The sequence below is a fragment of the Desulfonema magnum genome, from assembly GCF_017377395.1.
Lineage (GTDB): Bacteria > Desulfobacterota > Desulfobacteria > Desulfobacterales > 4be13 > Desulfonema_C > Desulfonema_C magnum.
On sequence record NZ_CP061800.1, the window covers coordinates 1,264,806 to 1,283,436 of the forward strand.

Sequence of the window (18,631 nt, forward strand, 5' to 3'; positions counted from 1 at the left end):
GTTTCCGATATTCGCACGCGAAAGAAACCCGGCTTTTTTTTCGGAATGATCCGCGGCCCCTGAAGAAAAAAGCCGGGTTTCTCCCCTGTTAGCGGAAAAAAAGATGTATAAAAAACTTTTGATCGGGTATTTACAAACAGACATGACCTCTGGTCACAACGAAGCATGAAAGCCGGCCCATAGCCCATAGCCCATAGCCCATAGCCCATAGCCCATAGCCCTTATGAAAATAAAACTTTCCTACAAACTTTTCACGGCGTTTTTAGTGGCATCCCTGATGATCGTGGCCTTGCTGATCGGAATCATGCAGTTTTTTGTTCATCGCAAGTTTTCGGATTATGTGAACAGAGTGGAAATGGAGAAGCTTACTGATCTTACAGAAGCCCTGAGCGCGGAATATCAGAGGCATCAGGGATGGGAATCATTGAGAAGGGATCCTGAGCGGTGGCAGAGAATTTTAAGATCAAATCTTGCGAGAGATGATTTTGACAGGATGAGACCTCCTCCCCCTGCGCCTCCGCCTTTTGAGGAAAATATGGAAACAGGACAAATACAGAAAAAACAGGGGCCTCGTGAACGTGGACGGCACCCCCCGCCGCCCCGGGATCATCGCCTGAAACCTGATCCCGGAAAGCTTTCGCTTTTTGACGCACAGAAACATCATGTCATCGGCCGTTGGTTTTCTATTGAAAAATATACAGTTCGGAAAATTACGGCTGACAGCAGGATCATAGGATGGTTAGGGCTCAGGAAAAGAAAGCGTCTGTCCCATCCGCTGGATGTTGGTTTTTTAAAAGAGCAGATAAAGGCGTTTTATTTTATCGGATGCGGCATTCTGGTGCTAGGCACTGTTGTCTCATTTTTTTTATCAAAGCACTTGCTCATGCCAATCAGACAGCTTAGAGCAGGCACTCGGGCATTGATCTCCCGTGAGTTTAAAACGAGAATTGAGGTCTGCTCCACAGATGAGCTGGGGGACTTGGCCGCGGATTTTAATGTGATGGCCCGGACCCTTGAAAAATATGAGCAAATGCGTAAACAATGGCTTTCTGATATTTCGCACGAACTGAGAACGCCTTTGTCCATCCTTCGCGGTGAAATTGAAGCATTGCAGGACGGAATTCGGGAGATGAATTCGGAATCGCTGGAATCGCTGCATTCGGAAGTGATTTATCTCGGTAAGACCATTGATGAGCTTCACCAACTCTCGCTGGCTGACACGGAAACCCTTTCTTTTAAAAAAGAGCCTGTCAGTCCGCTGCATGTTCTGAAAGACACGCTCAGACGCTTCCGAACCCGTCTGATTCAGCGTGAGATTGCGGTTCAGGACAATACAGAGCATGAGAAGAATATCATCTTACTGGGAGATGCTGACCGCCTGAGCCAGCTCTTTTCCAATCTCTTAGAAAATACCCTGCGTTATACGGAAATTCCGGGAACCCTGAAAATTTGGCAGAAACTCACCGACACGAAGATGTCTCTGTTTTTTCAGGATTCAGGTCCGGGCGTGCCGGAGGAATCAGCCGAACATTTGTTTGACAGGCTTTACCGGGTGGATAAGTCCAGAAGCCGTATGCTGGGAGGGAGCGGACTGGGCCTTTCCATTTGCAAACAGATTGTGGAAAATCACGGTGGTAAAATCAGCGCGGCCAATATGCCGTCAGAGGGACTGCGAATTGAAATCACATTTCCTCTTGATCTAAACAAAAAAACAAAAGCGACATCATCCAATGACAAACCCAGATATTCTCATTGTTGAAGATGAAAAAAAAATTGCCCGGATCCTTCGTGATTATTTGGAAAAAGCAGGCTATGCTGTTTCCGTCCTGGAACGCGGAGATCAGGTCCTTCCGTGTGTCAGAAGAAAACCGCCAAATCTGATTCTGCTGGATATCATGCTCCCGGGCGCGGACGGCATGGAAATATGCCGGGAACTCAGGAAATTTTCCAATGTTCCGGTTATTATGATTACTGCGCGAACCGAGGAAATTGACCGGCTGGTCGGTCTGGAACTCGGAGCAGATGACTACATTTGCAAGCCGTTCAGTCCCAGAGAGGTGGTTGCCCGGGTGAAAGCAGTGTTCAGAAGAGTATATGCCGAACCTTCGGAAAACCAAATGGCTGTCGGGCCAATAATATTGAATGAAGACACGCACCGGGTGACGATTGACAATAGCGAATTGAAACTGACGCGCAGCGAGTTCGGACTGTTAAAAGTAATGATGGCCCGTCCTGACCGTGTTTTTTCCCGTAATGAACTACTGAATAAAGTACAAGGCTATGACTTTGAGGGCTATGACCGCACCATTGACACCCATATAAAAAATCTGCGGAAAAAATTCTCAAAAATGCTTCCCGATAAGGAGATTATCACCACGGTTTACGGACTGGGATATAAATTCAGTGTTCCTTCCGAATGACTCGAGTGTGAAAAAGAGAAAAGATTCTTCCGGGGCAGGGGGGAGTAATCTGACATGCTGGCAATGAGGCTTCAACCCTCCCTCAGCGGGAGAGTTATAAAGCCAAATATTGTTCTGATTCAGTCTGACTGAATTTCACGCTGGGGGGGGGTTAACGGGGTACGATAATGCGGGAATCTTCCTTCTGTTGCTGTTCCTTCGCCTCTGCGATCATTCTTTCAACGGTCTCATTCACGGCCTCGGGAAAATTTTTGATAGCTTCCTCAATTGTTTTTCCCTCAAGAGAGCATTGAATCGGCAAGGGCCCGTTGGGAGATATCAGCTGAGTATGTCCGAAGAAAATAGTTTCACGGGTTTCATCTGGTGAGCCGTCAGCTTTTACAGGGGTGAGCCGCCGGATCGAGCCGACCCTGAGATCAGTATAAGCTTCCTCACGATAGAGATTGTTCCCGTCCATCCTGATTTCGTTCATATTCATCCGGTTGGTGGTGGTCATAATATGTTTGTCTCCTTTTTTAATTCCTTGTGGGAATAAATGCTGTGAACAAATCCGCGGTTTAAAATCGGATTGGAAGCTTCTGCCCTTCAATAAACTCGTAAAAATAAACCGGCCAGCAGAAAATTCCTCTGGTCATCGCCAATTAAATTCGCTGACTTACTGACATCATTAATTCTGAGATTTTAATCTTACATCCTATTTATTCCGATCAGTTCCGAAAAATAAGCACAAGTACCCGGACAAAAGTTTTTCGATATTTTTTCCGGAGTACTGAAATGGAATATCAGCACTCAGAATCAGAAAAAATGTCGGAAAATTTACAGGCAGGTGGTGAGTAACATCAGAATGTCTTACTGTCCGGAAATAAAGAAGCATCCTGTCTTACGGATAGAATGCTTCCTATTCATTCATTGATCTCTATACTTTTTGAACATTAGCAGCAGCAGGGCCTTTGGGGCCCTCTTCCACATCAAATGTTACTCTGTCACCCTGTGTCAGGGACCTGAAACCGGTTGAATTAATTGCCGAGTGATGAACAAATATGTCATGGCCGTCTTCATGTTCGATGAAACCATAACCTTTTTGGTCATTAAACCATTTTACAATTCCGTTTGCCATCGTGCTAAACTCCTTTTAAAAATTTGTACTTACGGTCTCGGACTTCAGGTTGCCACTTTGACAAAAAAAAACAGTCCCTCAGAACGAAACCGGCCAGAAAAAGAGCCGAAGCTTTTTCAATCGGAAAAGAATAAGACTTTTTGGCATAATAGTCAAGCATATAAAAAAAATTTTTTGTTTAAAAACAATGGGTCGGACATTTTTTATAACCTGTTGTTTTTACGGGATTTGCGGATTTTGGCTTTAAAATTTTAAATTATTTAATTTCAATAGGTTACAGTTATGAAACGCCTTGATTTACAGAACCTGTACGAACCATTGTAAAAAAATATTAAGCAGATATCCAATCATGTTGTAATATTTGCAGAATAGTAAGAAATATAGCTTCAAGTACTTATGTTATAAATTACTAAGGTTATCAAATTTTTTTGATAGTTGTCTCACCGTTGTTCAGATTAAGCATTGATACACGAAATGCCTCAGCTTTTTCCTCCGGTAATTCCAAAATAAACGAAGCGTCCGTGGCATAGGTCTCTTTTCTGATTTTCGCCTCATATAATTTTGCCATATGCCTGAAAGCAGAGATATTTGAGTAGTTCACAGTGACGGACACGCATACGGATATGATTTTTTCTTTGATATTCAGGGTGGAAAGAGCTTTTCTGACCATGCCGGAATAGGCCCGGACCAAGCCGCCAGTACCAAGTCTGATTCCTCCGAAATAACGTGTTACAACCACTGACACCTCACCCACGCCTGAATGAAGAAGCATATTCAGGAGGGGACGCCCCGCGGTGCCATGAGGCTCACCATCGTCACTCATGCCAATCTGATCAGTGCTTCCGGGAGGCCCGGCCACAAAGGCCCGGCAATTATGCGTCGCGTCCGAAAATTCATCCCTGATCTGAGAGATAAATATCTTCGCGTCATCGCGTGCAGGGGTATGCGCGACCGTGGCAATGAACCGGCTTTGTTTTACTGTTTCCTCGACACGATGAATCCCCCGGGGGACGAAATAAGACAACATATTAAATTCCATATTAAGTTTAGCAATAGTTCGGACAGGGAAATGTAGGGTGGGTGGAGCGAAGCGCAACCCACCTTGTGCGGTGGGTTGCGCTTCGCTCCACCCACCCTACTTGATTATCAAGTATCAGCAAACTGAAAATGATTGAAAATTCATGCTTCGTTCGTAGTTCCGCCTTTAGGCGGTCTTTGTAAATACAGACCCCTGCGACCGCCCGAAAGCGGAACTGCGAACTTTTTCAATCTGCTGAGTATCATAAAGAACATATTTCCGGATGGTTATCTGTCTGAAGCATATAAGACGGCTTTCCTGTTATTCAGGAATTAAGATGCTGGAACCCGTTGTTATTCGAGCTTCGAGGTCCCGATGGGCCTGGACAGCTTCGGACAACAGATAACTTTGCATAATTTCAACCTTGACAATGCCTTTCTCCACCACTTCGAACAGATCCCGGGCATGGGCGAGCAAATCCTCTCGTTTGGCAGTATAGGTCATCAGACTCGGCCGGGTGAGGAATAAAGATCCCTTTTCAGCGAGAATACTGACATCAAAAGGGGGAACCGGCCCCGAAGCCTGACCAAAAGAGACCATCATTCCCATAGGACGGAGACAGTCAAGAGACTTCATAAAAGTGGCCTGGCCAACAGCATCATAAACCACATCAACGCCTCTGCCCTGAGTCATTTCTTTTACCTGTAAAACCATGTCTTCCTGTTTATAAAGGATGGTTTCATCGCAACCGTGGGCGCGGGCGAGTTCTGCTTTTTCCGATGAACCGACCGTGCCGATCACCCGTGCTCCGATATGCTTGGCCCATTGACAGAGGATAAGACCCACACCGCCCGCCGCAGCGTGAATCAGGAGGGTGTCCCCGGGTTTTACATGGTAGCAGCCTCGCAAAAGATAGCGGGCAGTCATTCCCTGAAGCATGACTGCCGCCCCCTGTGATGTTGAAATGCTTTCAGGAAGCTTTACCAGACGATGAGCCGGAATGCGACGAATTTCAGTGTATGCTCCCGGCGGCAGGCCGGCATAAGCCACACGGTCGCCCACGCTGACTTCAGTGACGCCTTTGCCAACTGCCCTGACTATCCCCGCACCTTCCATCCCTGGTATGGCCGGAAGAGAAGGGAGCGAATAAAGCCCGGTTCGGTGATACACATCAATAAAATTCACTCCCACAGCTTCATGGCGGATTAAAGCTTCTCCAAGTTCCGGGCTGCCCGGGTCATAGTCCTTCCAGTGCAAAACTTCAGGCTCACCTGTCTCATACATTATGATAGCTCTTGCCATATTTCTCCTCCTTTTTTAAGCTTTCATCTCAGTTGAAATCTTTATGCCGAGGATCAGGAGTGCGAAAATTTTATTTTCGCAAACATTGCATTTTCGCAAACATTGCGTTTATCGCAAAATACGGTGGTTGCGAGTGAATGCGAAAATAAAATTTTCGCACTCCGGAACTTTAATTCCTGGCTTATTTGCCTGCGTGATCCTCGTCTGACAGTTGCAGTATTTCCGGCGGAATTCCTCGTGATTCAATTGTTTCGGGTTTCTTCTTCCCTGGCAGCAAAACCGTAAGGGAGAATGAATGGAGTCCCAGCCGATGAAAACCGCAATGATTTTTCAAATAGTTCAATGAGCGTCGCGTACCATAACGCTGATCTCCCACCACAGGATGTCCCGCCATTTTTGCATGTCTGCGAATCTGATGTTTTCGACCCGTCAGAAGTTCGCATTCCGCCAATGTATAGCGGAGCGTATGACGAAGTACACGAAAGCGGGTCCGGCATTCAACTCGCTTTCCTTTTCCCGCGGGACAGTCACGTCCCCCCGGAGTTTTGGACAACGGCCACTGCCAAAGCCCTTGTTTGTCCTCGCCTTCTTTGACGGATAGTTTTCCGTGCAAAAGGGCAATATAATGTTTTTGCACGGATCGGGATTCAAACTGCTTGGAATAATATCGAAAGATATCAGGACGGCAGGCGAGCAAAATAACCCCGCTGGTCTCCTTGTCCAGGCGATGAACCGCGTGAAGGCCAAACCCCGGTTCATAGTTCAGCGCATGAGAAAACAAAGGGGTTGTTTCGATGTAAGTCTTCAGAATTGAGCAGAGGTCCGTTCCGGGTTCATTGTGAACGCTGATATCACAGGGTTTGTCAACTGCAAGCCACCCTTTTCCTTTTGCAAGCACCGGAATCGGAGCCCGAGGGGTTATAATTGTCTCCATTATAATATCTCTGATTTATTTAAGCACATTGTATTTCAGACAAACCGCGTTTTGATTTAACCTTTCCACTTCTCTGAGTTCCAGTTCCATGGAGATTTCCTCGGTAAAAAGAGAAAGCCCCGATCCAAAAATTTTCGGTGAAATGGTCACGACAATTTCATCAATCAGGTTCTCTTCTGCAAACAAAGCGTTCACCAGTGCGCCGCCCGCCAAAATCACTTCTGAGAAACCTTCTTTTTCCAGATTATCCAAAATTTTTTCAGGCGTCTCATCTGTAAAAATCAGATTTTCCCATTCGGATTTACGATGTTTGTCACGGGTCAGAATAATATTTTTCCGGTTTGGCAGGGGTCTGCCAATCGTGTCAAAGGTTTTTGAACCCATAATGATGACCCCTGCTTTTTTTGTCAGTCTGACAAAAAGCGTTTTGTCTGCCTTACCTGTCCAGTCCGGAAAGTGATCATGACTTTTTCCGATCTTCCCGTCAAGTGTCATTGCCATCAACAGGGTTACTTTCATTTTTGCCTCCGGCCCGAATTGTATGAAGTCATTTCATAAGTTGAACTGTCAGGGGAATAGTATAAAGTTCTCTGGAAACTCCCCGGGTAACACCAATCTGCCAGTCTGTACATTTGCCATGCCCGTTCAGAAGTCCGTCAATTTCCCGAACCAGCCCCTTGATGTTGATAATCGGATGGCGGGAGAATACTTTCGGCAGGCCGTAAGTAAGATGACACGCCAGACATTTGCCGGGACGCTGCTTCAGACAAAACTCAAATTTCAGTTTGTTTTGGGTGTGTCCTCTGAATTCAAGACTTATATTATAAGCACCTTCCGACGCATCTCCAAAAAGGGCATCAAAAAAGCGGTCTGTCCGGTCTTCAGGGAACAGCTTTTTTAATGTATCCTGCGTGAATATGTCGTTAATGCTGTTTTTTGGCATAATGAATTCGCTCCTCTCTTTGAGAATAGGTGTTAGGTGTTAAGTGTTAGGTGTTAGGTGTTAGGTGTTAAGTGTTAAGTGTTAGGTGTTAGGTGTTAGGTGTTAAGTGTTAGGTGTTAGGTGTTAGGTGTTAGGTGTTAGGTGTTAGGTCTGTACCTCATGACCGAGGGTCATCTCGGTTATGGGTCTTTATGATTGAAATTCTGATACATAGCCAGGCCATTCGTGACCAGGTATTCTTGTCAGTGTGTCCCGATTCTTTTCAGATATTTTTATAACTGAGACATCTCCCCGTGACTTTATTTTTTCGATAAAGCTGTCCCCTTTTAATGCAATGGAACCGATCACGAAATGATCTGAATCTAATATTGTTATCAGGGTGTTCTTAAACAGGGGGGAAAAGCATTCCATTTTACCGATTTCATCAATCACCACCAGCTCATCCGGTGTCCGAGGTATCACGGAGGGAACAGCGATGCGATCAATATCCTTGGTGCTGACGCGGTAAGGCCCTACCCTCTGTAAGGGCCTGAGATATTTTTATGCGCCAGCACCCCCTGTTTTCCGTCCAGAGTGCTGATGGAAAAACCGACTCTTTTTCCTTTTTTTCTGATTTCACGAGTAAAAAATCCTGTGGCGGGTGTGTTCGTGTGTCTCACGATTTTTTCAACGAGTGTCGTCTTTCCGCACCCGGGCGGACCTGTGAAAAGAATATTCAGCGGTGTCGTCATTGCATCCCCCTGAATTTTCCTCCGAAAATGGGCGTGAACCGCCATTTTCGGAGTGTCGGATAAGAGACTGAGTTTTTGAAAAAACTTGGTCTCTCGTTTTAAGAGTTATACAAATAATCCGAGGGTTTTTCCGTGTTTTAAATTTACCAGTCCTTGTTCGCAGATTCTCAGATAAGGAATGGCCGCACCAGTAAGTGTAACTAAGGTGAGTAACGGATCCGGAAAAGGAACGCCCAGTTCAGATACCGTATGCTTAATATCTTTCATTCCCTGGGAAATTGTTTCCATGGACTTGTCGGAAATCAGTCCGAAAACAGGCAGGGGAAGTTCTGTCAGGATGTTTCCGTTGACACACACGACCGCTCCGCCCTGCAACTCATAAATTCTGTTGACTGCGGCAGCCATATCCGCATTGCCGGCCCCGATAACAATAATATCTGATGTGTCCCAGGACGCGCTGGATGCAATGGCTCCTGTCCGCAGTTGAAACCCTTTGATCAGCCCCACAAAGGTTTTGCCCGGCTGGTGCGTTCTGTCTATGGCGGCAATTTTTAAGATATCCTGATTTACATTTGATCTGATTTCGCCATCAACGGCCGCCAAGATCATGTTTTCTTCTCTTGTCACCAGATCCGTTATCAGTTCGATGACTCGGACCTCAGCACGGGAGACTCCTTTTTCTACTGGTATGGCAAAATCAGAGGGTTGCAGTTTTTTCGGAATGCGGACCGTTTTCAGGCTTGTTTCCGCGAACACATGCTCCCGGGGAGGAGAGAGAAGTTCGCCATTCTGATAAATGACCTGTCCGTTGCTGATAACGCATTCCGCTTCAATTTTTCTGATATCAGGAATAATCACCAAGTCCGCGTATTTTCCCGGGGCAATGCCGCCGATGAGTCCGTCCAAAGAGAAATGCTCCGCCACATTCAGACTGGCCATCTGAACAGCGGCAACCGGATCAAACCCGGAATCAATGGCCTTCTGAACAACAAATTCCATATAGCCTTTTTCCATAAGGTCTTCGGGTTCCACGCCGTCTGTCACCAGTGTGAGACGTCTCAGGTCCGTTCCCGCGTCCTTTATCTTGGAGATTTCTTCAATTTCTCTTCGGATGCTCCCTTCTCTTGCCATGACATGGATTCCCATTCTTAATCTTTCCAGAACCTGTTCCGCGTTTATGGGTTCATGACACGAGGAAATACCTGCCGCGACATAAGCCGCCAGTTTTTTACCGCTGGCCCCGGCTGAATGGCCTTCCAGGGTTTTTCCGGCAACAAGGGTTTCCTCAAAAAGCGGCACCATGATGTCCAGGTTCTGAAAAACCCCCTGCCAGTAAGATTCGCCAAGTCCGATAATGTCGTTTCGTTCAAGAAGTTTTCTGAGGATTTCCTTTGGGATGCCGAATGTGGCTTTGCTGGTTGACACCATGGCCGGAGCCGTGGCGAGAATCTTAATGGGCTGGTCTTTTAATGAGTCAAGAAAATCCGCAATTCCCTCATATCCAGCTACTGGAAAGACTTCCAAGGTTTCAGTAACAATGGTGGTGGTTCCGCCTTTCATGGCGTATTTCAAAAACTCGCTGATATTGAAAAGCCAGGCAAGATGGGCGTGTCCGTCTATCAGACCGGGAATGACGGTTTTTCCCTTCGCGTCAATGACAAGTGTCTCCGGGCCTATGGTATGATCCGGATCATGGCCTGTGTATGCAATCCATTTTCCTTTACAGCTTACGGAACAGCCGCTGAGGATTTCTCCGGTATAGACATTGACAAGGTTTGCGTTAATAACTGCCAGATCAGCCTTTTCCTGACCCAGTGCGACGCTTATTAATTGCTTTGAATCCCCGTGGCACAATGTTTCATGTATTGTCATGGCAATTTCGCTTTCTTTGATCTGTTTCAATGGAATGGCTTTGCAGATTTAATTCTTTCCCCTGACGATTTTAAAAAAAACGATCATATCTGACTTGTAAACCATAACTTTTCAGGCATGTCAATAATTATAAGACGGATGGGCGGAATATGGGCTTTTGAGACAACTGAACCGGGCAGGGATATTGGGGTAGTTTTCAAAAAAACAGACATAATCAGCAGATGAAAAAATTTTCAGTAAGTACCCGGACAAAAGTTTTTCGATATCCGAAAACCTGTGAGATTTCGTAAACCTCGCAGGTCTTATGTCAGAATCTATACCTGAAAATTTATGTCCGGGTACTTCCCCAACCTTCCGGAAAAAGCCGGGTTTCTCTGATCATAAGTTTTCAATATTTGTAAGGGAAAGAAACCCGGGTTTTTTTCCCGGAATGATGGGCCTCGCCGTGAAGGAAAAAGCCGGGTTAGCAAACCGAACCGAGCGAGGGAAGCAGGATTACAATTCCACTGTTGTCTCCTGCAACATGAGATGCACCCCTTTTACAGAAGGAATTTTTTCGGGCAGCGTCCTGACCAGATCAGCATTGCTTTTGTTCCTTTTCAGCTTAATATGATAGGCATAGTCAAGACGTTCTCCCTGTTTCATATCTCTCAGGCTGATCAGGGCAAATTTTTTACAGTGAGTTTTTAAAATACGCTCCAGTTCGCTCCGATTTTCATCGTTGTTTTCAATATTAAAACGGAGCATGCCGTCAAAATGGCTTGTCTGCCCCAGCGGTGTGAAATGAAGCACAAATGCCGTAAAAACAAAGCCTGTTGTTCCCACCACGGCAATAATATAAGCCCCCACACCGCATGCGATACCGGCTGCGAGTGCGGAAAACATAAAGAGAATATCTTTGGGATCCTTGAAGTTTGTGCGGAATCTGATAATGGCAAGTGCGCCAATCATTCCCAGACCCCGGGCAAGACTGTCTCCGATGGCCTGCATCACCGTCGCAGCGACAATGGAACCTAAAATAAGACCCTGCACATAATTCCGTGAATAGGAAAGCCCTCTGAATGTTTTAATATAAGTGACACCCACCAGCGTGGAAAGCAAAAAAGAGACAAGGACAGTGTAAACAGCAGTGAGCATCGCCGGATCAGGTGATGTGGTCTGAAGTGTCAGAAAATCAAGCATATCAGTTTTCTCCTGTAATTTGAAACTTGAAACTTGAAACTTGAAACTCGGTTTTGAAGATTCAGAAGTCGGAGGTTAGAACTGAAATTTTAACCCAGTTTCAAGTTTCGAGTTTCAAGTTTCGAGTTTCGAGTTTCGAGTTTCGAGTTTCGAGTTTCAAGTTTCGAGTTTCGAGTTTCGAGTTTCAAGTTTCAAGTTTCGAGTTTCAAGTTTCAAGTTTCAAGTCTCAAGTTTGGCTATTCTTGCTCCGGAATCGTATTGATAAAGCCCTAGTACTTCGATAACGCCGGTCATATATTTTGAAAAGCTTGTCCGTTGGAGATCGAAATACCGGATCAGATCAATCATCCAAAGCGGAACCTGTGAAGTATAACATTTCAGTTCGAGAATCACGGAACAGCCGGGGGCAAACGCTGTTTCTGCGTCACATGACACCATCTCCGATTCTCTGGGAATAATATTGTATTCGGTTTCAGGCATGAATCTCAGATCCGTGTCAAAGGTCACACGAGCGTAATCATCCACATCGCTGACATACGCCTTTCGGACGTACTGTGTCAGCACTTTGGGAGAGGCATTGTGAGCAATGATGTTTCGCTCAAAAAGCTCCATATTTTTTATTTCCGAAGGAGACGCATTGTTTTTTTCATGGGATTCGAAGCCTGGCTCTGTCCAGACTTTATACCATTCTTCATCCCTGACAGTGGCGCGATACTTCCGAATAACCCCTCCCACTTTCTGTTTGATCTCAAGAAAATAGGGCATCACCGGATCATCGCCATAGGAGCGCACACGCATGTTAAAGCGGTTTTCCGCCCCCTCGATCCTTTTCCTCAGAAACAGATAGCCGGGAGAATCCAGATAAAGATTATTCACCCTATAGAAACCTTTTTCCGCCCGCTCTGAGTATTTGTCAAGAGAACAATAGACTGCGGCAAAATCGGAAATGGGTTCTGTCAGTTCAGGAGGAATTGTGAACTTGAGTTCGTACCGGTCAAGCTGCGGTGGCAGTCCTTTTTGTTTATTTTTTCTCATTTTATATCCTCGGCACGGGCTGAAAGATAATTCTTCAGCGGCTTCTCAGAAAGTTTGCCTGTGATATTCATCAGATCAATATATTGGCGGCGGATGAGATAACCGATCCGCTTCAGCCGCATTTCGCTTTCCAGAATGCTTTTCTTTATTTTCAGCAATGTTAGCGGATTGATGCCTTCCATTTCCATATATTTCTTGAAAGAAATTTCCGCGTTACTCTCTGGCTTCCGATTCACAAGAATGCGGTGCTGTCGGATGAGGCGATTCAGAGACGCTGAAAGCGATCTGATCTTTTCAGAGGCTTTGTTTTTTTCTTCTTCATATTCCAGTTTTTCATCCAGCCAGTTTCTTTTCCTGCGATTGATATCTTCTCGGTCGGGATTGACAAAAGGCAGGTTAAATCCCACTTCCACGGAGAAAGCTTTTTCCGGTTCGTCATAATCATCCGTGTCATATTGCAGCTTGAGAAAATTAAAATATTTTCTGTTTTTTGCTATCTCAAACTGATATCTGTTCTCTGCAAGTTCCGTTTTGAGCTTCTGATACCTGATGCGGACATTATCCGGAGCCGGAACAGGCTGGATATATCGGATCATTTCTTCGATGCGTTCCGGCCCGATGAGGTTTTTCTCATCAAACGATATTTCCTCGTAATATCCTGCAATGGTTTTTATCTCTTCAATAATACCGGTTAGTTTATTTTCAAGTTTCACCAGATCCAGTTGAAGGTCAACATACCGGTCTTCTGCTGAAACAAGGGTGCGGATATCAAATGACAGGTCCCTCGTACTCATTTTTCTGAGTACATTGACCTCGTCATCATAAACAATCAGCAGGTTTTTTTTCATATTCAGCAGAGATAAGGTTTCCAGAAAATCAAGTACAAGTTCATACCGGTTTTTCAACACGTTGTTAAACAGGGCATCGTGTTCTGCCTTGACAGCTTTTCCGGTGGTCTGAAAAATTTTTTTGCTGCATTTGGTTTCTCCCCAGCCCCTGGGATGAAAGCGAAGGGAATATTTCTGCTTCTCAATATCAAATTCCTCGGTTTCAGTGCGGAATTCAATTCTGTCAACATAAGGTGTGCTTTCCGGAGAAGTTCTTATATGCTCAACCAGCTCGCGATGGCTTTGAAGCTGATGGTCATTTTCAGCAGTGCCAAGAAAGCGGTTTATGGTGAGTGGTTCTCCATTTGAAAAGGGGACGTAAAAGAGAAATGCAGCGATAAAAAACGGAAAAAGTTTTCTCATAATGCCCCCCTGACAGCAGCGATTTTTGACGGATTATTTCCTCCCTGATCAAAACTGATCATCAGTGTATCTTTGTCTTTGCCTGCGGCAATGCCTTCGGGCCGGAGTCCGTCAAACCTTGCAATGTGAATCATTTTTCCGGTATTTTCATCCAGTTTCCAGAGACTTCCGCCAATTTTCTGAGAAGATGTCCCTGTCACATAAAGCGTTCCGTTATGATGGAACATATCTGAAATATGCTCCTGATTTGATGCCTTATCTGTCTTCAGAATGATCTTTTTCCACAAGGAAACTTGATCATCATCTAATTTTTTCTTCCCCAGCATCTCCTCAATCCGGTCAATCCTGAGAATAACAGAATGCCCCCTATGAAAAGGAGATTTAAAACCGAGATACAGCGCACCGTCACGATGAAACATTCCTTCCATATCAAGCGAGCGTTCTCCCATGGCTTTCAGAATAAACTGTGCCCATTCCTCATTGTTATTTCGCACTGCATTTTCTCCAAGCAGTTCATAAAGATCAGCATTTCGGATAAGACTGAAATCATTTCCTTTCCGCTTTACAGAAATCAGAAGCCTCCGGGATTTGCCAAGGTTTCCCTTTTTGCTGGTACTTAGTGAGGACGCGATATAAAGCGTTCCGTCGTTGCTGACAGTTGCAGACTCCATATCACTGATCTCTTTAAGTCCTTTGATCAGGGTCTCTTTCGTAATTCTGCCCTGGTGATCCATGAGAAAGAGCAGGGGCGTTTTGTTCGGTGTATCATCGCTTAACATCAGCCAGCGGTCAATATCTTCCAGCCATACCAGGGCTGATGCTTCAATGCCCGAAGTCTTCAAAGGCGTCACCGGCAGTATTTCGTACATGGAGGTATCCGCTTTTTCGGGAAGTTCCGAATCTTTCTGCGGACGGTTTCTGGCGTATGTTTCTCCAGGTTCAAGCAGTCTTTTTAAATAAGAAAAAAATGTTGATTGCTGTTGTTTTAAATAAGAGATAAAACTTACTCTGGGTTCGGATGAAGTAATCACTACTTTTTCCCCGAGAATAAATCTGTTATTCCCGGGAATTTTAACCAGAACTTCCCTGCCCCATGTCTGCAAAACAGGATTTTTTCGCAGCCTCACGGGATATTCCACAATACGTGCGCCCACGCCCACCACAGTCCCGGCAACACTGCTTTTTGAATCTGTCTGAGATATGATTGTGACTTCTTTTCCCAATGACATACGGGTATAGACGTTCTCATGAATATAACCCTTGACAAACGAAGGATTCTTGGTATGCAGGGTCAGTATGGGAGCAAATGGCGACACTTTTTCCCCGGGCTTGAAATTCACGGATCCGATAATCCCCGATATCTGAGCATAAATATTCAGCTTGCTGTTTTCCGCTTTCAGCAGCGCAAGTTCTTTTTCAAGCTGCTCAACCTGTATTTTAATCGGGCTTGCAGATTCATCCAGAGATTTCTGAAGCAGTTCTATTTGGATGTTCATGGGCCTGAGTGACAGCGCAAGTTCCTGTCTGAGACTTTTGATTTTCAAGGTGACAGGATTGCTGACGCCTGATCTTCCTGTTTTTCCCACCTCTCTGATGCTTCTCAGACCCGATGCCAGTTCTTTGTTGAGGTTGTACTGATTTTCAATCTGCCTGATCCGATTGTTCACTTCGCTGGTGAGAGAGGCTTTTTCCGCTTTCAGCTGCTTTATCTTCGAGCGTATTTCATCTTTGTTGACTCCCTTTTGTGCTCTGAGCTGTTCAAGCTGATGTGCGATATGATTGATCCTGAGAATCTGCTCGGGGCAGACAAGTTCCACTAACAATTGTTCTTTGCTGACAGACTGCCCTTCCACCACATTGATTCGTCTGATCTCCACGGCACTTTCCGAGCTGATCACGATTTCCCGTGTTTCGGCAATGCCCTGAATGCTGTCGCTTTCACGCTCACAGTTCAATGTAATCAGAGCAACGGCGATAAAAGCCGTTATCCATACCACACAGAGCAGCCAGATGCTTCCGGTGCGATTTCCCATAATAGCCCTCCTCGTTCCCAGGCTCCGCCTGGGAATGTATATTGCAAGGCTCCGCCTTGCGTGACATTTAATAAGAATCATTGGCCGGACGATGACACACGAGGCAGAGCCTCGGGTATGCGTTCCCAGGCAGAGCCTGGGAACGAGGATAGTTGTCACTTCTCAATAAATTCTAATGCCGCTTCATAGCGAGCCTCGACATGCGTATTGAGGTATTCAATCGCCGCATCGAACTCGGCAGCGTTATTCAGGAATGTATAGCCCTCTTTTTCTCCCTCGTCTCCGACGACATAAGGACGTATCAGGTCGGACGCGGCCTGGTATATTGCCTTCATTTTTTCCGGTTCAAATGCGCCCCGGGCTGTTTCTCCGATAAAACTGACATATTTTTCCCAGTATGCGGGATCGTCTGCCAGATAGCGGATCAGGGGCCAACTGTCGGTGACTTCGGCAAGAGAAAGCGAAAGTGACCCTCTGTCTCCGCTGTCCGATCCTTTCAGGGCCTCATTATTATCCCAGGGAATCCAATTGATTCGTCCATCTTCAGAGTTGGTGTAGAGGTAGAAGTTGTGGGTCATGGCACCGTAAGTATCCCAGTTCTGAATCAGCGTATTGACTGCAAGCCACCGCAGAAATCCGTCAACATTCAGTGTCTTTTCCAGGCATGCTCTCCATGCGGTAGCGTTGTCCCTGCTGCTGTGAAGTGCGTCAAAAAGGGCGATGATATCACTCCGGTCCGCTTCATCTTCATTTGTTTCCTTGTCAAAGGAGGCCATGTCAAATGTGGCAAAGGTCGCACCGGATCCTTCAGGTTTGTAGAGATTGCCATCGGAATTTCCAAAATAACTGTCAAGCATGGGATCCGCAGGTACTTCCACCATGGTGTAGAGTCCGAAATATTCAGACCCTTCGCCGTGATCAATGTAAACACGGTAAAAAGCGGTTCTCGGTGCGGGAACTCCCGCATCTCTGAAAATGTCCGCTGCAACTTTTTCTCTGATAAGCGAATCATCTTTGTAACTGCTCGACAGGGTCAGTTGTTTGAAGCCGTAAAATCGCTGATTGTCAATCTCCGGGTAGTCATCCTCAAACTGATCAAAATCAAACCTGAACGGAAGCTTCCAGATACCGCTTCGCCATGTGCTGCTGAGAGATGAATTCCCTTTGAAACGGACACCGACATGGTTCCATACCTTGTTTTCAAACCGGAAGGTACAGGGTTTCCATATAGGATTGCGGTCAGCAAGCTCCAGATTGCCGTCGCCTTCCATGCCGCCATCGGGCTTTCCGGCATCAGGCATTTGATCACCCCCGCCTGCCATGCCGTCGTCGGGAATTCCGCCATCGGGCATTTGGTCACCAAGAATCTCATCGTCCATATTGTCCGGTCTGCATACAAAGACTTCTCTGTCCGATATGCAGGAACCGCTCACAGTTTGCTCCTGCATTGTCATCGTGCAGGCATCACCTTCATTTTTTCCGACACAGGCATCAGTTGCCGCCTGAATCATCTGGTTATCACCCGGAGGCTGATTGTCATTGGGAAACTGATCATTCTGCTGAGGCCGCTGATTATTATCGGCCGGAGGCTGGTTTCCGTCGGTGCCGAATTCACCATAGATATCGGTCATGTCATCCATCATGGCCTGCCAGTCTGCGGGATCAATAATAAGTTCTATTTTTCTGACCTGGCCGTCTGAAAAAACTGCGTCATAGTCCGGTACCGCTTCATTTCCATGAGTTTCGTCATTCCATCCCTCAGGCCGTGCAGCTTCTGAAGTTTTGGAAACTTCTGAAAGTTTTCGAACAATATAGATGACTTCTTCCAGCCCTGACTTGCCATCGCCATTAATATCTCCTGCTGTGAGAGTCGTGGGCATGCCCGTAAAAATTTTAAGTGCAATGATGGCATCAGCCATATCCACAGTTCCGTTACCGTCAGTATCTCCGCTCACTGTGTCTGTGTTCGCTGTGCCGGGGCTGGGTGAACTAAAAAATTGCCAGTCATCGCTTCCGTCCGTATATCTGCCAAAGGAGATATTTTCGCTTTGTGCTTCAAAAGTCACTGTATCAACGGCTGTCTGATCCGCATTAAACAGTCCGAGAGCTTCTCCGGATGCACTTAACTTGAAATCGCAGTGCATGCCTTCGTCTTCGAGGTCCTCATCTGCCCACACAATCAGAAAACCGCCGGGTTCCAGCGTGATATCGGGAAACTGCCATTTGGCAGGGTTGGTAAGATCATCGGTCAGATACATTCCCATAAGACTGACCGGATCATCTCCTTTATTATAAATTTCAATCCAGTCATCATATTCTCCCTGGGGGTCGGCAAATTTGCTGCTGTTGGATGCCATGAATTCATTGATGAACAACGAATTGCTGCTGTCAGCCAGCAGATTGCCGCCTGTAAGCAGAATGAAAATGATGCAAACCCCGAACAGTTTGTTTGAAAAAAGTTGATACGTCATTGCTTCTTCTCCCTCATTAAAGATGATTAAAAAATGGCAGTTAAGTACCTGATCATAAATTTTTAGACATAAGACCACCGAGGTTTTCAAAACCTCGGTGGTTTTTGATATTAAAAATTTTTGATCGGCTAGTCAAAATAAATCAGGCAGTTGGATTTCATTGACTAACGCTTGCCCAGATCAATTCTTAATTTGATTTTAACCTATTCATAAAATGTGAAAAAATTATGAATAAAAAATGTTTAAATTATGGAGATTGAGTATCCGGTCAGGGATTGGCCAATAACTAATCAGCTTCCTGCATAGCAGGAGGCATTTTACTT

At 45.7% G+C, this 18,631-nt stretch carries 17 protein-coding genes; 2 read left to right on the plus strand and 15 right to left on the minus strand.

Annotation, left to right across the window (positions count from 1 at the left end; genetic code table 11):
- The first annotated feature begins 223 nt into the window (after positions 1-223).
- Together dnm_RS05035 and dnm_RS05040 are read left to right on the plus strand one after the other, a co-directional pair.
- Positions 224-1,759, plus strand: a complete 1,536-nt coding sequence (locus tag dnm_RS05035; protein WP_207681611.1) for an ATP-binding protein — start codon at positions 224-226, stop codon at positions 1,757-1,759.
- Complete coding sequence (locus dnm_RS05040; RefSeq protein WP_207681612.1) at positions 1,731-2,420, plus strand: response regulator; 690 nt, start codon at positions 1,731-1,733, stop codon at positions 2,418-2,420. The genes dnm_RS05035 and dnm_RS05040 overlap by 29 nt, the downstream gene beginning before the upstream one ends.
- A gap of 151 nt (positions 2,421-2,571) precedes the next feature.
- Here dnm_RS05040 and dnm_RS05045 read toward each other — a convergent pair whose 3' ends face one another.
- The 15 genes from dnm_RS05045 to dnm_RS05115 form a co-directional block, all read right to left on the minus strand.
- Entirely contained in the window at positions 2,572-2,916 is a 345-nt protein-coding gene (locus dnm_RS05045) for a cytoplasmic protein (protein ID WP_246556204.1), read from the minus strand.
- Between the two features lie 420 nt (positions 2,917-3,336).
- A complete protein-coding gene (locus dnm_RS05050; protein ID WP_207681613.1) occupies positions 3,337-3,537 on the minus strand; it encodes a cold-shock protein in 201 nt (66 codons plus the stop codon).
- 418 nt (positions 3,538-3,955) lie between these two features.
- On the minus strand, positions 3,956-4,564 hold the full coding sequence (locus dnm_RS05055) for a YigZ family protein (RefSeq protein ID WP_207681614.1): 609 nt from the start codon (positions 4,562-4,564) through the stop codon (positions 3,956-3,958).
- A 312-nt stretch (positions 4,565-4,876) separates the two neighbouring features.
- Complete coding sequence (locus tag dnm_RS05060) at positions 4,877-5,857, minus strand: quinone oxidoreductase family protein (protein ID WP_207681615.1); 981 nt, start codon at positions 5,855-5,857, stop codon at positions 4,877-4,879.
- A gap of 181 nt (positions 5,858-6,038) precedes the next feature.
- Positions 6,039-6,791 (minus strand): RluA family pseudouridine synthase, encoded by a 753-nt coding sequence (locus tag dnm_RS05065; RefSeq protein WP_207681616.1) that lies wholly within the window; start codon positions 6,789-6,791, stop codon positions 6,039-6,041.
- A 15-nt stretch (positions 6,792-6,806) separates the two neighbouring features.
- Positions 6,807-7,310 carry a dihydrofolate reductase family protein gene (locus dnm_RS05070; RefSeq protein ID WP_207681617.1) on the minus strand — a complete coding sequence of 168 codons (504 nt, stop codon included), beginning with the start codon at positions 7,308-7,310 and terminating at the stop codon, positions 6,807-6,809.
- 28 nt (positions 7,311-7,338) lie between these two features.
- On the minus strand, positions 7,339-7,734 hold the full coding sequence (locus tag dnm_RS05075; protein WP_207681618.1) for a pancreas/duodenum homeobox protein 1: 396 nt from the start codon (positions 7,732-7,734) through the stop codon (positions 7,339-7,341).
- 189 nt (positions 7,735-7,923) lie between these two features.
- Positions 7,924-8,196, minus strand: coding sequence for a nucleoside-triphosphatase (locus tag dnm_RS31145; protein ID WP_276571852.1), 273 nt, complete (start codon positions 8,194-8,196; stop codon positions 7,924-7,926).
- 50 nt (positions 8,197-8,246) lie between these two features.
- Positions 8,247-8,465 carry a nucleoside-triphosphatase gene (locus tag dnm_RS31150; RefSeq protein ID WP_207681619.1) on the minus strand — a complete coding sequence of 73 codons (219 nt, stop codon included), beginning with the start codon at positions 8,463-8,465 and terminating at the stop codon, positions 8,247-8,249.
- 105 nt (positions 8,466-8,570) lie between these two features.
- Positions 8,571-10,367: an adenine deaminase C-terminal domain-containing protein gene (locus tag dnm_RS05090; protein ID WP_246556206.1), complete on the minus strand. Its 1,797-nt coding sequence runs from the start codon at positions 10,365-10,367 to the stop codon at positions 8,571-8,573.
- Between the two features lie 465 nt (positions 10,368-10,832).
- Complete coding sequence (locus tag dnm_RS05095; RefSeq protein WP_207681620.1) at positions 10,833-11,519, minus strand: DUF4956 domain-containing protein; 687 nt, start codon at positions 11,517-11,519, stop codon at positions 10,833-10,835.
- Between the two features lie 219 nt (positions 11,520-11,738).
- Positions 11,739-12,554 (minus strand): polyphosphate polymerase domain-containing protein, encoded by an 816-nt coding sequence (locus dnm_RS05100; protein WP_207681621.1) that lies wholly within the window; start codon positions 12,552-12,554, stop codon positions 11,739-11,741.
- Positions 12,551-13,804 (minus strand): TolC family protein, encoded by a 1,254-nt coding sequence (locus dnm_RS05105; RefSeq protein WP_207681622.1) that lies wholly within the window; start codon positions 13,802-13,804, stop codon positions 12,551-12,553. Before dnm_RS05105 ends, dnm_RS05100 begins: the two co-directional genes overlap by 4 nt.
- On the minus strand, positions 13,801-15,837 hold the full coding sequence (locus tag dnm_RS05110; protein ID WP_207681623.1) for an HlyD family efflux transporter periplasmic adaptor subunit: 2,037 nt from the start codon (positions 15,835-15,837) through the stop codon (positions 13,801-13,803). The genes dnm_RS05105 and dnm_RS05110 overlap by 4 nt, the downstream gene beginning before the upstream one ends.
- A gap of 155 nt (positions 15,838-15,992) precedes the next feature.
- The gene (locus dnm_RS05115) at positions 15,993-18,308 is read right to left on the minus strand and encodes a CotH kinase family protein (RefSeq protein ID WP_207681624.1); all 2,316 of its coding nucleotides are present in this window, start codon (positions 18,306-18,308) and stop codon (positions 15,993-15,995) included.
- Positions 18,309-18,631 lie beyond the last annotated feature (323 nt).

Bases quoted from the DNA above. Each gene is read 5' to 3' on its own strand.
- dnm_RS05035 (WP_207681611.1), top strand. From the start codon at position 224: ATGAAAATAAAACTTTCCTACAAACTTTTCACGGCGTTTTTAGTGGCA.
- dnm_RS05040 (WP_207681612.1), top strand. From the start codon at position 1,731: ATGACAAACCCAGATATTCTCATTGTTGAAGATGAAAAAAAAATTGCC.
- dnm_RS05045 (WP_246556204.1), bottom strand. From the start codon at position 2,916: ATGACCACCACCAACCGGATGAATATGAACGAAATCAGGATGGACGGG.
- dnm_RS05050 (WP_207681613.1), bottom strand. From the start codon at position 3,537: ATGGCAAACGGAATTGTAAAATGGTTTAATGACCAAAAAGGTTATGGT.
- dnm_RS05055 (WP_207681614.1), bottom strand. From the start codon at position 4,564: ATGTTGTCTTATTTCGTCCCCCGGGGGATTCATCGTGTCGAGGAAACA.
- dnm_RS05060 (WP_207681615.1), bottom strand. From the start codon at position 5,857: ATGGCAAGAGCTATCATAATGTATGAGACAGGTGAGCCTGAAGTTTTG.
- dnm_RS05065 (WP_207681616.1), bottom strand. From the start codon at position 6,791: ATGGAGACAATTATAACCCCTCGGGCTCCGATTCCGGTGCTTGCAAAA.
- dnm_RS05070 (WP_207681617.1), bottom strand. From the start codon at position 7,310: ATGAAAGTAACCCTGTTGATGGCAATGACACTTGACGGGAAGATCGGA.
- dnm_RS05075 (WP_207681618.1), bottom strand. From the start codon at position 7,734: ATGCCAAAAAACAGCATTAACGACATATTCACGCAGGATACATTAAAA.
- dnm_RS31150 (WP_207681619.1), bottom strand. From the start codon at position 8,465: ATGACGACACCGCTGAATATTCTTTTCACAGGTCCGCCCGGGTGCGGA.
- dnm_RS05095 (WP_207681620.1), bottom strand. From the start codon at position 11,519: ATGCTTGATTTTCTGACACTTCAGACCACATCACCTGATCCGGCGATG.
- dnm_RS05100 (WP_207681621.1), bottom strand. From the start codon at position 12,554: ATGAGAAAAAATAAACAAAAAGGACTGCCACCGCAGCTTGACCGGTAC.
- dnm_RS05105 (WP_207681622.1), bottom strand. From the start codon at position 13,804: ATGAGAAAACTTTTTCCGTTTTTTATCGCTGCATTTCTCTTTTACGTC.
- dnm_RS05110 (WP_207681623.1), bottom strand. From the start codon at position 15,837: ATGGGAAATCGCACCGGAAGCATCTGGCTGCTCTGTGTGGTATGGATA.
- dnm_RS05115 (WP_207681624.1), bottom strand. From the start codon at position 18,308: ATGACGTATCAACTTTTTTCAAACAAACTGTTCGGGGTTTGCATCATT.